This window comes from Aneurinibacillus thermoaerophilus (genome assembly GCF_019603355.1).
GTDB lineage: Bacteria > Bacillota > Bacilli > Aneurinibacillales > Aneurinibacillaceae > Aneurinibacillus > Aneurinibacillus thermoaerophilus.
Window position 1 is genome coordinate 445,889 of the sequence record NZ_CP080764.1, and the last position, 12,984, is coordinate 458,872.

13 protein-coding genes are annotated in these 12,984 nt (G+C 48.8%); 11 read left to right on the forward strand and 2 right to left on the reverse strand.

Going from position 1 to position 12,984, the window contains the following annotated elements; all coding sequences use genetic code 11:
- Window positions 1-157 precede the first annotated feature (157 nt).
- From purC to purD, 9 genes are read left to right on the forward strand one after another with little or no spacing between them, the layout of a single operon-like run.
- A complete protein-coding gene (gene purC, locus K3F53_RS02555) occupies window positions 158-877 on the forward strand; it encodes a phosphoribosylaminoimidazolesuccinocarboxamide synthase (RefSeq protein WP_057899955.1) in 720 nt (239 codons plus the stop codon).
- Window positions 870-1,118 (forward strand): phosphoribosylformylglycinamidine synthase subunit PurS, encoded by a 249-nt coding sequence (purS, locus tag K3F53_RS02560; RefSeq protein WP_057899954.1) that lies wholly within the window; start codon window positions 870-872, stop codon window positions 1,116-1,118. The genes purC and purS overlap by 8 nt, the downstream gene beginning before the upstream one ends.
- A 3-nt stretch (window positions 1,119-1,121) precedes the next feature.
- Complete coding sequence (purQ, locus tag K3F53_RS02565) at window positions 1,122-1,814, forward strand: phosphoribosylformylglycinamidine synthase subunit PurQ (RefSeq protein WP_091260585.1); 693 nt, start codon at window positions 1,122-1,124, stop codon at window positions 1,812-1,814.
- Entirely contained in the window at window positions 1,795-4,026 is a 2,232-nt protein-coding gene (gene purL, locus K3F53_RS02570) for a phosphoribosylformylglycinamidine synthase subunit PurL (RefSeq protein WP_281423713.1), read from the forward strand. Before purQ ends, purL begins: the two co-directional genes overlap by 20 nt.
- Window positions 4,008-5,438, forward strand: a complete 1,431-nt coding sequence (purF, locus tag K3F53_RS02575) for an amidophosphoribosyltransferase (protein ID WP_408863278.1) — start codon at window positions 4,008-4,010, stop codon at window positions 5,436-5,438. Before purL ends, purF begins: the two co-directional genes overlap by 19 nt.
- 11 nt (window positions 5,439-5,449) lie before the next feature.
- Window positions 5,450-6,490: a phosphoribosylformylglycinamidine cyclo-ligase gene (gene purM / locus K3F53_RS02580; RefSeq protein ID WP_220559298.1), complete on the forward strand. Its 1,041-nt coding sequence runs from the start codon at window positions 5,450-5,452 to the stop codon at window positions 6,488-6,490.
- Window positions 6,490-7,131 carry a phosphoribosylglycinamide formyltransferase gene (gene purN / locus K3F53_RS02585; RefSeq protein ID WP_220559299.1) on the forward strand — a complete coding sequence of 214 codons (642 nt, stop codon included), beginning with the start codon at window positions 6,490-6,492 and terminating at the stop codon, window positions 7,129-7,131. Before purM ends, purN begins: the two co-directional genes overlap by 1 nt.
- Window positions 7,128-8,678, forward strand: a complete 1,551-nt coding sequence (purH, locus tag K3F53_RS02590; protein ID WP_057899949.1) for a bifunctional phosphoribosylaminoimidazolecarboxamide formyltransferase/IMP cyclohydrolase — start codon at window positions 7,128-7,130, stop codon at window positions 8,676-8,678. The genes purN and purH overlap by 4 nt, the downstream gene beginning before the upstream one ends.
- 23 nt (window positions 8,679-8,701) lie before the next feature.
- Entirely contained in the window at window positions 8,702-9,985 is a 1,284-nt protein-coding gene (purD, locus tag K3F53_RS02595; RefSeq protein ID WP_220559300.1) for a phosphoribosylamine--glycine ligase, read from the forward strand.
- A 26-nt stretch (window positions 9,986-10,011) separates the two neighbouring features.
- Here purD and K3F53_RS19600 read toward each other — a convergent pair whose 3' ends face one another.
- Window positions 10,012-10,140: an EYxxD motif small membrane protein gene (locus tag K3F53_RS19600; protein ID WP_257721577.1), complete on the reverse strand. Its 129-nt coding sequence runs from the start codon at window positions 10,138-10,140 to the stop codon at window positions 10,012-10,014.
- 32 nt (window positions 10,141-10,172) lie between these two features.
- Window positions 10,173-10,430: a YgaP family membrane protein gene (locus tag K3F53_RS02600; protein ID WP_057899947.1), complete on the reverse strand. Its 258-nt coding sequence runs from the start codon at window positions 10,428-10,430 to the stop codon at window positions 10,173-10,175.
- 374 nt (window positions 10,431-10,804) lie between these two features.
- On the opposite strand from K3F53_RS02600, the gene K3F53_RS02605 reads away from it, so the two are divergent.
- Window positions 10,805-12,007 carry an ABC transporter substrate-binding protein gene (locus tag K3F53_RS02605; RefSeq protein ID WP_057899946.1) on the forward strand — a complete coding sequence of 401 codons (1,203 nt, stop codon included), beginning with the start codon at window positions 10,805-10,807 and terminating at the stop codon, window positions 12,005-12,007.
- Window positions 12,008-12,099: 92 nt separating this feature from the next.
- The gene (locus K3F53_RS02610; protein WP_057899945.1) at window positions 12,100-12,978 is read left to right on the forward strand and encodes a branched-chain amino acid ABC transporter permease; all 879 of its coding nucleotides are present in this window, start codon (window positions 12,100-12,102) and stop codon (window positions 12,976-12,978) included.
- Window positions 12,979-12,984: the final 6 nt, after the last annotated feature.

The window sequence follows — 12,984 nt, forward strand, 5'->3', positions numbered from 1 at the left end:
CAGGGCTGAAGCTCGTCAGAAAAAAGTCTGTGAAAAGGAAGAATGTCAGTCCTTTCAAATTTATAAAAGTTAATAAATGAATTATATTTTCAATATTGGCAATAGATTGTAAAAACAAAGGGAATGATCGGGCCAGAAGCCTAGAAGGAGAAAAACGATGGAAAAACTCGAAATGCTGTATGAAGGAAAAGCGAAACGGATTTATCGCACAGATAAGCCAGGAGTTTTCTGGGTGCAATACAAGGACGATGCCACCGCTTTTAACGGAGAAAAGCGGGCTCAGATTATGGGAAAAGGCGAACTGAACAACCGTATAACTTCAATTTTTTTCCGTATGTTAAAAAAGAAAGGCATTGATAATCACTTCATTGAAGAGCTATCGTCGACCGAACAACTGGTAAAGCAAGTAGACATTATCCCGTTGGAAGTTGTCGTACGAAATATTGCAGCGGGTTCTCTCGCCAAGCGTCTTGGTATGGAGGAAGGGACAGAACTTTCTCAACCGGTCGTTGAATTTTATTACAAGGATGACGAGCTTGGCGATCCGCTCGTTAATGATTCACATATTGATGTGCTCGGCATTGCAACGGAGGAAGAACGCCGATATTTGCGCGAGATGGGGCTCAGAATCAATGAAATACTCACCGCATATATGAGGGAGCGCAACATTATTTTGGTTGATTTCAAGTTGGAATTCGGTCGTACTGAAGATGGAAACATTCTGTTAGCGGATGAAATTTCGCCGGATACGTGCCGTTTCTGGGATGTAGATACGAAAGAAAAGCTGGACAAGGATCGTTTTCGCCGCGATCTGGGCAACGTGGAAGACGCTTATAAGGAAATTTTAAAACGTATTGGAGGAGAAGCACATGTTTAAAGCCGTTGTATATGTAACATTGAAAGAGTCCGTACTTGATCCGCAGGGAAATGCCGTAAAAGGCTCCTTGCATTCCTTGGGATTCGATGAAGTAAACGATGTTCGTATCGGTAAATACATGGAAGTTGAACTGAATGTAAACGATCGCGTAGCAGCGGAAGAACGCCTGAAAGAAATGTGCGAAAAACTGCTCGCGAACACGGTAATTGAAGACTATCGTTTCGAATTGGTGGAGGCGTAAGCGATGAAGAGTGCAGTCCTCGTATTTCCCGGTTCGAACTGTGATATTGACATGTACAAGGCTGTGGAAGATTGTCTTGGGGAGCCGGTTGAATATGTATGGTATACCCGGAACAATCTCGATGAATTCGATTGCATTCTCCTCCCAGGCGGATTTTCTTATGGGGATTACTTACGCCCCGGAGCGATGGCCGGCATGGCACCTGTGTTGAACGCGGTACGCGAAGCGGCGGAGAAAGGCAAACTGATCATGGGCGTATGCAATGGGTTCCAGATACTGACGGAAGCACGCCTGCTACCAGGTGCGTTACGTCGCAATAAAAGTCTGAAATTCCGCTGCGAGATTGTGAACTTGCGCGTAGAGAACAACAAAACACCATTTACTTCACAGTATGAAGAGGGTGAGATTATCCGTATTCCGATCGCGCATGGTGACGGTAATTATTACTGCGATGAAGAGACATTGCGAGAAATGAAAGCGAATCATCAAGTCGTATTCCGTTATAACGGCGGCAATCCGAACGGTTCCATTGAGAACATTGCCGGGGTTATCAATAAAGCGGGCAATGTGCTGGGCATGATGCCGCATCCGGAGCGGGCTGTGCACGAATGGCTCGGTTCAGCGGACGGAAAGCGCATGTTTACTTCGATTTTACAGAGCTGGAGGGAGAAGAACGGTGTCACATATAGAGCCTAATCCGCAACAGATCGCCGATAGAAAAATTTACCGTGAAATGGGTTTGACTGACGAAGAGTATGCTAAAGTCGTTGAAATTCTTGGCCGAAAACCGAATTACACGGAGACAGGCTTGTTCAGCGTCATGTGGTCCGAGCATTGCAGCTACAAGAATTCCAAACCGGTGCTCCGCCGCTTTCCGACATCCGGTTCGCGCGTATTGCAGGGACCGGGCGAAGGTGCAGGCATTGTTGACATCGGCGACGGTCAGGCGGTTGTATTTAAAGTGGAAAGTCATAACCATCCGTCTGCGATTGAACCGTATCAAGGAGCTGCGACCGGCGTGGGCGGTATTATTCGCGATGTGTTCTCAATGGGAGCACGTCCGGTTGCCCTGTTGAATTCCCTTCGATTCGGTGAACTGAATAAGCCGCGCACGAAATATCTGTTTGAAAACGTGGTGGCAGGAATCGCGGGTTACGGCAATTGCATGGGCATTCCGACAGTAGGTGGCGAAGTTGCTTTTGACCCGTGCTATGAAGGAAATCCGCTCGTAAATGCGATGTGCGTAGGTCTCATTGACCACGATAAAATCCAAAAAGGCGTGGCGGAAGGAATTGGCAACCCAGTTGTGTATGTAGGTGCTGCAACCGGACGCGACGGCATTCACGGCGCGACATTCGCTTCGGAGGAATTAAATGAAGAATCAGAAGCGAAACGGCCGGCGGTGCAGGTTGGTGACCCGTTCATGGAAAAGTTGTTGCTTGAGGCCTGCCTCGAACTGCTGGAGACGGATGCGGTTGTCGGCATTCAGGATATGGGAGCCGCAGGTCTGACATGCTCAAGCGCAGAGATGGCTAGCAAAGCCGGAAACGGCATGGAACTAAACCTTGATCTGGTACCGCAGCGCGAAAAAGGCATGACACCGTACGAAATGATGCTATCCGAATCACAGGAGCGCATGCTTCTTGTCGTGAAAAAAGGCCGTGAATCCGAAGTGGAGAAAATCTTCAAGAAATGGGGATTAAACTCTGCGGTTGTGGGCCGGGTGACGGACGATGGCATGCTGCGGCTTACGCACAAAGGGGAAGTCGTTGCTGAAGTTCCGGTGAAAAGTCTTGCTGATGACGCTCCGGTATACTGCAAGCCTTCACAGGAGCCGGTTTACTATAACGAATATCGGAACGTGGACACATTAAACTTGCCGGAGCCTGCCGATTATACGGAAGCGTTGAAAAAAGTGCTGTCCGCGCCAACGGTGGCAAGCAAAGAATGGGTGTATAATCAGTACGATTATATGGTGCGCACCAGCACTGCTGTTGTACCAGGATCTGATGCGGCCGTCATTACCATCCGCGGCACGCGCAAAGCGCTGGCGATGAGCATTGATTGTAACGGGCGTTACGTATACCTTGATCCGGAAACAGGCGGCGCGATTGCGGTCGCAGAAGCGGCGCGCAATGTTGTCTGCTCCGGTGCAGAGCCGATTGGCCTGACCGATTGTCTGAACTTCGGCAATCCAGAAAAACCGGAGATTTTCTGGCAATTTGAAAAAGCGGTCGACGGTATGAGTGAAGCGTGTCGCGTACTTGAAACTCCGGTTATCGGGGGTAACGTGAGCTTGTACAATGAAACGAACGGTGAAGCCGTCTATCCAACACCGGTTGTTGGTATGGTTGGTTTGATTCACGACGTGGATCATATCACGACACAGGCGTTTAAAAATGAAGGGGACGTCCTGCTTTTGCTCGGCGAGACAAAAGCGGAAATCGGTGGTACAGAATATCAGAAACAGATGAATGGTTCGATTATTGGACGGCCGCCGTCCATTGATCTGGAAACGGAGAAAAGATTGCAAAAAACCATTCTTATGGCGATTCAGCAGGGACTGATCGCTTCCGCCCATGATCTAGCAGAAGGCGGGCTTGCTATTGCTTTGGTGGAATCGGCGCAGCCTGGTCTCGGGGCGAGCGTTGATTGGAATATTGACCTTCGCCCGGATTTTGCGTTGTTTAGCGAATCACAATCCCGCGTACTGCTGAGCGTGAAACCGGAACACGTGGAAAAAGTGTGGGAATTGGCGGCGGCAAACGGCATACTGTGTACGCGGATCGGTACGGTAGGCACGGATGCAATTAAAGTAACGGTAAACGGACGCGAATTGATCAACACGCCGCTGGAAGAACTGAAAGCGGCTTGGAAGGGTGCGATTGCATGTCTGATGCATTCATGATGGAACATGATGAATTGTGGGATAAATTGAACGAAGAATGTGGCGTATTCGGGGTGTTTAACCACCCCGATGCGCCGCAATTGACATATTACGGACTTCATGCACTGCAGCACCGGGGTCAGGAAAGCGCCGGGATTTGCGCGTCCGATGGGGAGAAATTTACTTCTCACCGCGGCATGGGCCTGGTAACAGAGGCGTTCAGCGGCGGGGAGTTAGGCAGAATCCGCGGACGGATGGCAATTGGGCACGTGCGTTATACAACGGCGGGCGAAAGTAAGCTTGAAAACGCCCAGCCGCTTGTCTTCAAATACACAGGGGGCAATCTGGCGCTCGCGCACAACGGCAATCTGGTAAACGCCACGCAGGTGCGCCATCAGTTGGAACGTCAGGGCTCCATCTTCCAGACAACAAGCGACACGGAAGTGATTGCCCATCTGATCGCGCGTTCCGGTTATGAGATTGAACAGGCGGTAAAAGAATCGTTGCGCATGATTAAAGGCGCGTACGCCCTGCTTGTTATGACGGAAAACAAAATGATTGTTGCGCTTGATCCGAACGGTCTGCGCCCGCTTGCGCTCGGAAAAATTGATGACGCATACGTTGTCGCTTCTGAGACCTGTGCGTTTGAAACGGTAGGAGCCGAGTATATTCGCGACGTAGAGCCGGGAGAGATGATCATTATGGACGAAGAGGGCCTTCGTTCCGAACGGTTTGCCGGCCAGTCCCAACGCGCGATTTGTTCATTCGAATACATTTATTTTGCACGCCCGGACAGCGATATCGGCGGTATTAACGTACATCTGGCCCGTAAAGAGCTGGGACGCCAGCTGTACAAAGAAGCCCCGGTGGAAGCTGACGTTGTCACCGGGGTACCGGATTCCAGCATTTCCGCGGCGATCGGATACGCGGAAGCGGCAGGCATTTCGTACGAGCTTGGCCTGATTAAAAACCGTTATGTTGGGCGGACGTTTATCCAGCCGACACAGGAAATGCGAGCTCGCGGCGTGCGGATGAAGCTGAGCGCGGTGCGTAAAGTCGTGGAAGGCAAGCGCGTCGTCATGATTGACGATTCCATTGTGCGCGGCACGACAAGCAGCCGAATTGTAAGAATGCTGCGCGAAGCGGGAGCAAAAGAAGTGCATGTACGTATCAGCTCCCCGCCGGTTACCAATCCGTGTTTTTATGGAATTGATACCTCCAGCCGGGAAGAGCTCATTGCAGCGAAGAAATCAATTGAAGAAATCCGGGAGTTTATCGGAGCTGACTCGCTGTATTTTTTGTCTGAAGAGGGTATGGTAAAAGCGATTGGGCGCAACGATACGGCTCCGAACCGCGGGCATTGTCTGGCCTGCTTCACAGGTTATTACCCGACAGAAATTTACGAAGAAACGAAAAATTGCGTGGAAAAATAGGGGGAGAAAGCATGAGTGAAGCTTACAAGCAGGCGGGAGTGGACATTGACGCCGGCAACGAAGCGGTTGAACGGATGAAAAAACATGTCAAGCGCACATTCCGCCCGGAGGTTTTGACTGACTTGGGTGGTTTTGGCGCGCTTTTCGGCCTTGATACAAGCAAATATAAAAAGCCGGTGCTCGTATCGGGCACGGATGGGGTAGGAACGAAATTGAAAATCGCATTTGCGATGGATAAGCATGATACGATTGGAATTGACGCGGTCGCCATGTGTGTCAACGACATTGTGGTACAGGGCGCTGAGCCGCTGTTTTTCCTTGATTACCTTGCCTGCGGCAAAGTTGTCCCGGAACGCATCGAAGCGATTGTCAAAGGAATTGCCGACGGATGCGAGCAATCCCGGTGCGCGCTTATCGGCGGCGAAACCGCGGAAATGCCAGGGATGTATGACGAATCGGAGTATGATATTGCGGGCTTTAGCGTAGGTGTAGTGGATGCTGATGAGATCATCGACGGCAAAAACATCAAGCCTGGCGATGTGATCATCGGTATGGCTTCCAGCGGGGTTCATAGCAACGGATTTTCGCTTGTGCGCAAGGTTCTGCTGGACAACGTTGGAATGTCACTGACGGATAACGTGGCGGAACTTGGCGGTACGCTGGGGGAGACGCTCTTGACGCCGACGCGCATTTACGTGAAATCGTGCCTTGCTTTGCTGGAAAAAGTGCGGGTGAACGGCTTTGTGCACATTACCGGCGGTGGATTTTACGACAATATTCCGCGCATCTTGCCGGAAGGAACAGCGGCTCAAATTGAGTACGGCTCCTGGGATATTCCGCCGGTGTTTATGCTTGTGGAAGAGAAAGGGCGTATATCGAAAAAAGACATGTTTCGTACGTTTAATATGGGGATTGGCATGATTGCCATCGTTCGGGAAAATGAGGCGGCCGAAGCGCTCCGCGTATTGCAGGAAGCGGGAGAGAAGGCGCAGATAATTGGCCGGATTGTACAGGGAGAGCAAGATGTACGCTTTGGCGGGGGGAATTGGTAATGAAAATCGCCGTCTTTGCTTCTGGAAGCGGCTCAAATTTCGCTGCTATTATGGAAGCTATTAGGAACAGGACGCTAACCGATGTGGAAGTAGCACTGCTTGTCTGTGACAGGCCTGGCGCATATGTGCTTACGAGGGCGGATTCTTACCAAGTGCCGACGTTTGTGTTCTCCGCCAGAGATTATCCGGACAAGCCAAGCTTTGAAAGGGAAATTCTCAAACAGCTTGAAGAGTTTGGTATAGAGCTTATCGTACTTGCGGGTTACATGCGCTTGATCGGTGACACGCTTTTAAAAGTGTACGGTGGGCACATTATCAATTTGCATCCGTCTCTCCTGCCTTCTTTTCCTGGAAAAGATGCTATTGGTCAGGCTTTACGCTATGGTGTGAAAGTTACAGGAATTACTGTCCATTTTGTGGATGAAGGCATGGATACGGGGCCGATTATCGCGCAGCGTTCTATTCCAGTGTACGGCAGCGATACGGAAGAAACGCTGGCGGCGCGCATTCATCGGGAAGAGCACCATTTGCTTCCTCAGGTGATTCAGCTTCTGGTAGACGGCAAGGTTCATCTTGATGGACGACATGTACGTGTTGATGCGGAAAATTTTGAATACGGTAGAGGAGTGGAAAAACTGTGAGTGCAGTACAGGTAAAACGCGCATTGATTAGCGTATCGGATAAAACAGGCATCATAGAGTTCGCCAAAGAACTGGAGAAACTGGGTGTAGAAATTATCTCCACTGGCGGTACAGCTGCTCTGCTACAAAAAGAAGGAGTAAAGGTGATCGGCATTTCTGACGTAACCGGCTTTCCTGAAATTCTTGATGGGCGCTTAAAAACGTTGGATCCACATATTCATGGCGGATTGCTTGCTGTACGTGACAATGAAAAACATGTTCAGCAAATCGCCGAGCATAACATTACGCCGATTGATCTTGTGGTTGTTAACCTGTATCCGTTCAAACAAACGATCAGCAAGCCAAACGTAGCATTCGCCGAAGCGATTGAAAACATTGATATCGGTGGGCCGACGATGCTCCGTTCCGCGGCGAAAAACCATAAATATGTAACGGTGATTGTAGATGCGGACGATTATAGCAAAGTGCTTGAAGAAATCCAGACGAACGGAAGCGTATCGGATGAAACGAAGCGTAAATTAGCGGCCAAAGTATTCCGCCATACAGCCGCTTATGACGCACTTATTTCTCAATACTTAACTGAACAGGTTGGGGAGCAACTGCCGGAAAGCTATACGGTAACATATGAGAAAGTGCAGGATCTTCGTTACGGTGAGAATCCGCATCAGACCGCAGCCTTTTATCGTGAACCGCTCGCAGGACAAGGCAATATTGCTACCGCCAAGCAATTGCACGGCAAAGAACTGTCTTACAATAATATCAATGACGGCAACGCCGCACTTGCGATCGTCAAGGAATTTAGCGAACCGGCTATTGTCGCAGTGAAACATACGAATCCCTGCGGTGTGGGCATAGGAGCAACGATTCTGGAAGCGTACCAGAAGGCGTACGAATCTGATCCGGTTTCAATTTTTGGAGGGATCATCGCAGCGAACCGTCCGATCGATAAAGAAACGGCCTTGCAAATGAAGGAAATCTTTCTTGAAATCATCATGGCACCTTCCTTTACCGAAGAAGCGCTCGAAATTTTGCAGGAGAAGAAAAATCTACGCTTGCTGGAACTAGGAGATCTGACGGCAAAAGACAAAGCTGCGTGGAAATTGACCAGCGTCGAAGGTGGCGCGCTGGTGCAGAGCGAAGATGCGAAACAAATTACAGAAGCTGACCTTGAAGTCGTGACGGATCGCAAGCCGACGAAGAAGGAAATCGAACAATTGCTGTTTGCGTGGAAAGTCGTAAAACACGTGAAATCGAATGCCATCGTTCTCGCCAAAGATAATATGACAATCGGCGTGGGCGCGGGACAAATGAACCGTGTGGGTGCAGCGCGTATCGCGATCGAGCAGGCGGGCGATAAAGCGTTTCGCAGCGTACTGGCGTCTGATGCGTTCTTCCCGATGCCGGATACGGTAGAAGAAGCCGCGAAAGCGGGTATTACCGCAGTGATTCAGCCGGGTGGTTCCATTCGCGATGAAGACTCCATCAAAGTGGCGAATGAGCACGGCATTGCGATGGTATTTACGAAGATCCGCCATTTCAAACACTAAAGTAAAGAGAGGGAGTAAATTCAATGAAAGTACTCGTTGTCGGCGGTGGCGGTCGCGAACACGCCCTTGTATGGAAGCTGGCGCAAAGCCCGAAGGTATCTCGCGTTTACTGCGCGCCGGGGAACGCTGGTATCGCGCAGGTGGCCGAGTGCGTGCCGATTGGTGTCAATGACTTTGCGGCTCTTGCGGAGTTTGCGAAAAAAGAAAGCATCGAGCTGACGGTAGTCGGTCCGGAAGACCCGCTGCTCGGCGGCATTGTGGATTATTTTGAGGAACAGGGGCTAAAAATTTTTGGACCCAAAAAAGAGGCGGCGCTGATTGAAGGCAGTAAAGCGTTCGCTAAAGAGCTAATGAAGAAGTATAACATTCCGACCGGCGCGTACTGTGCTTTTACTGATTATGAAGCGGCCCTTGCTTACGTACGTGAGCAGGGCGCGCCGATCGTTATTAAAGCGGATGGTTTGGCAGCAGGTAAAGGCGTAACCGTGGCGTTTACGCTTGAGGAGGCGGAAGAAGCGTTGCGGACGATGATGGTGGATGATGTGTTCTCAGGCGCTGGCGCCCGCGTTGTCATTGAAGAATATCTGGCCGGTGAGGAAATGACGCTGCTGTCGTTTGTAGATGGCGAAACGGTTATTCCGATGGTGCCGTCGCAGGATCACAAGCCGGTGTTTAACGATGACAGAGGCCCGAACACAGGTGGTATGGGAACGTATTCTCCGGTACCGCATATGGACGAGTTGGTTGTTCGTCGGGCCATTGATGAAATCGTCATTCCGACGGCTAAAGCGATGGTGGCTGAAGGGCGTCCGTTCCGTGGCATTTTGTATGCAGGATTGATGATTACGGACAAAGGACCAAAAGTCATTGAATTTAATGCGCGTTTTGGTGATCCGGAAACACAGGTTGTACTCCCGCGTCTCGCGAGCGATTTGGCCGATATTTTTGTCGCGACAGTGAATGGAAGGTTAGATGAGTGCCGTGTAGAATGGAAAAAAGACGCAACAGTTTGCGTCATTATGGCGTCTGAAGGTTATCCTGGTTCTTATTTGAAAGGCCGCGAAATTACCGGACTGCCGGAAAATACGGATGACGTGATCGTGTTTCACGCCGGAACGGCTGAGAAGGACGGTCGCATTGTGACAAGCGGCGGTCGCGTGCTTGGCGTGACCGCGATCGGAGAAGATTTGTCTGAAGCCCAGCGTAAAGCGTATGAAACAGTAAAGCGAATTTCGTTTGTAGGTGCGCATTACCGCACCGATATCGGGGCGAAAGCGTTGCGCCGAGCGGAAGAAAAAACAAAATAATCGGCAAAGGCGAAGCCACGCGGTTGCTATGATTTATAGCGACCGCGCGACTTCCCATTTTTAGCCCACATTATAGCTACGACAATAACAGAAGCGACAATGGTTAGAATGACGTATAAATTGTCGCTTACGACCTCCCACATAAGTCGATCCATATGTGCTTCCTCCTTTGTGCGTGTTTATTCGCTTATCGCCGGCAGCGTGGATAACTGCGGATGCGATATGGACGTTTATTTTCGCCGTTTATTGTGCTGATGTCAAGCAGCGCGAGCAGCGGGCAGAAGCGGGTAATACCTTCAGCTACTTTCAGGGCGCTGAGCATAATCAACACACATGTAGAAGTCCGGTAAGGATAGCGGGCAAGACGGGCTATGCCGTAAGAAAGGCCCATGAGTCCGAACGTAATCCGGATGAGTGCGTCACATATACCTACATTTTGTTTCATTTTGCAGTCCCCCTATATCTGAAAACTGTACATTCTTTTCTTAGCATGTGGAAAGAAAAAGGGAATATGCATAGGCTGTATGGCTTTTCCTTGGAAAAAGCGTAAGATTTTAATAGTACTATTAGAAGTATAGTAACAATAAAAAAATATTTATGCGAAAAGTTATACTTTTTTTAGATACAAAATACTATATTACTAGACGAAGACACAATAATGATGTACAATATTTTCAGAATAATAGGTTTTTTATTAATAAAAATAAATTTTATTTTCTGATTCAAAAATACAATATAGAGGGAGGGGATTTGTTTAGAAATAAGATATTTTTGCTTTTTTGAAAAAGGAGATTTTATTTGAAAAATAGGGGGCACATGATGAAGAAAAGAAAAGTCACAGGTATTCTTTTATCTCTCATGCTATCTGCCGGAATAGCAGTTGGTTGCAGCGGCGGGACGAAAGATGCGAATACATCCGCTTCAGGCGGACAGGGCGCAGCTGGGGATACGATTAAAATCGGAGCGAACCTTGAGCTTTCTGGGGGAACTGCATCGTATGGCCAATCTTCTGGTCAGGGGATCGAACTGGCTGTGGAGGAAATTAACAAGAATGGCGGGATCAACGGCAAAAAGCTGGAAGTGGTAAAAGTTGACAATAAGTCCGACCCGGCTGAGTCGACCAATGCCGCAATTAAGCTGATCAGTCAGGAGAAAGTAGCGGCGATTATCGGGCCGGCTACAAGCGGGGCTGTTTTGGCTGAGGTTGAGGTGGCTACCAAGAATAAAACGCCAGTGATTACAACTGCCGGTACAAGCACAAAAATTACGGTAAATGATGACGGGTCAGTGAATGATTTTATGTTCCGCACCTGCTTTATTGATCCGTTTCAGGGAAAAGTGGCAGCAAATTTTGCAACGAAAGAGTTGAAAGTGAAGACAGCCGCTATTTTTTCCGATAGCTCCAGTGATTATGCGAAAGGTTTAGCGGACGCATTTGAGAAAAAGTTTACAGAAAATGGCGGGAAAGTGGTAGCGAAAGAAGCGTATGTGGCAAAGGATACTGACTTTCGTGCTACGCTCACGCGCATTAAATCCGCAAACCCTGAGTTCATCTTTATTCCTGGATACTACGAAGAAGTAGGTCTAATTGTGAAACAGGCGCGTGAACTGGGAATTAAAGCAGTATTGATGGGTGGAGATGGTTGGGATTCTCCGACGTTGGTTGAACTGGCTGGAAAAGATGCGCTGAACAATGCGTACACGATCGTCCACTACTCATCCGATGATCCGGATCCGAAAATTCAAAACTTCGTCAAAGCTTTTAAGGAAAAGTACAACGGAAAATCTCCTAATGGATTTAACGCTTTAGGGTATGATTCCGTTTATTTTCTAGCTGACGCGCTTAAGCGGGCTGGTGATTTAGACCCGATTAAGATTAAAGACGCTCTGGCGCAAACAAAAGATTTGCAGCTTGTATCAGGAAAATTCAGCGTGGATGAGCAGCATAACCCGATTAAGTCAGCTACAATCTTAGAGTACAAAGATGGGAAGCAAGTATTTAAAACAAAAATTAATCCGTAAGTATACGAATGGGGGGCTTGCCCCCCATTCGAAATGTAAGGGGCACATTGTCGCGTTGTCGCGCGAAAGCATTGCCTGGAAGGAGTGGGAACATGGAACTGGTACAGCAGCTTATAAACGGTATTTCACTAGGAAGTATTTATGCTTTAATTGCACTTGGTTATACGATGGTTTATGGAATTATTAAGCTCATTAATTTTGCACATGGCGATGTTTTCATGGTGGGTGCTTTTGTTGGATTTTATGCGGTTACCGTCATGGGGCTGAGTTTTTTTCCTGCACTGTTGTTCGCGATGGTCGTCTGCGCGATTTTCGGCGTGTTGATTGAGCGGATCGCATATAAGCCGCTGCGCAATGCGACAAGAATCGCCGCTCTGATTACAGCTATTGGCGTCTCGTTGTTCATTGAATATAGCACGGTTTATATAAGGGGAGCACAACCGGAAGCGTATCCGGCTGATGTGATTCCGAATAAAAGCTTTGAAATTTTTGGAGTGACCGTTAATAGTCAGTCGTTATTCATTCTCGGCGTTTCGCTTGCGTTGATGGTTATTCTGCAATTTATTGTGCACAAAACAAAAATAGGAAAAGCAATGAGAGCGGTTTCATACGATGCAGAAGCTGCTCGTTTGATGGGAATTAATGTCGACAATACCATCTCGGCAACGTTTGCGATCGGATCGGCGTTGGCCGGCGCGGCTGGCGTTATTTTCGGAATTTATTATGTCAAAATTGACCCGCTAATGGGGATTATTCCAGGCCTTAAAGCGTTTGTTGCAGCGGTGCTGGGCGGTATCGGAATTATTCCAGGCGCGATGGTGGGCGGCTTGGTCCTTGGCGTGGTGGAATCTTTGGTCAGCGCTGTCGGATATTCGCTGTGGAGAGATGGGGTTGCTTTTGTCGTTTTGATTCTAATTCTGATTTTTAAGCCGTACGGATTGTTTGGCAAAAACGTCAGGGAGAAAGTGTAGAGGGGG

Coding starts and splice junctions, on each gene's coding strand:
- purN (WP_220559299.1), top strand. CDS start 6,490: ATGAAAATCGCCGTCTTTGCTTCTGGAAGCGGCTCAAATTTCGCTGCT.
- K3F53_RS02600 (WP_057899947.1), bottom strand. CDS start 10,430: ATGAAACAAAATGTAGGTATATGTGACGCACTCATCCGGATTACGTTC.
- K3F53_RS19600 (WP_257721577.1), bottom strand. CDS start 10,140: ATGGATCGACTTATGTGGGAGGTCGTAAGCGACAATTTATACGTCATT.
- purD (WP_220559300.1), top strand. CDS start 8,702: ATGAAAGTACTCGTTGTCGGCGGTGGCGGTCGCGAACACGCCCTTGTA.
- purF (WP_408863278.1), top strand. CDS start 4,008: ATGTCTGATGCATTCATGATGGAACATGATGAATTGTGGGATAAATTG.
- purC (WP_057899955.1), top strand. CDS start 158: ATGGAAAAACTCGAAATGCTGTATGAAGGAAAAGCGAAACGGATTTAT.
- purM (WP_220559298.1), top strand. CDS start 5,450: ATGAGTGAAGCTTACAAGCAGGCGGGAGTGGACATTGACGCCGGCAAC.
- purQ (WP_091260585.1), top strand. CDS start 1,122: ATGAAGAGTGCAGTCCTCGTATTTCCCGGTTCGAACTGTGATATTGAC.
- K3F53_RS02605 (WP_057899946.1), top strand. CDS start 10,805: ATGAAGAAAAGAAAAGTCACAGGTATTCTTTTATCTCTCATGCTATCT.
- K3F53_RS02610 (WP_057899945.1), top strand. CDS start 12,100: ATGGAACTGGTACAGCAGCTTATAAACGGTATTTCACTAGGAAGTATT.
- purS (WP_057899954.1), top strand. CDS start 870: ATGTTTAAAGCCGTTGTATATGTAACATTGAAAGAGTCCGTACTTGAT.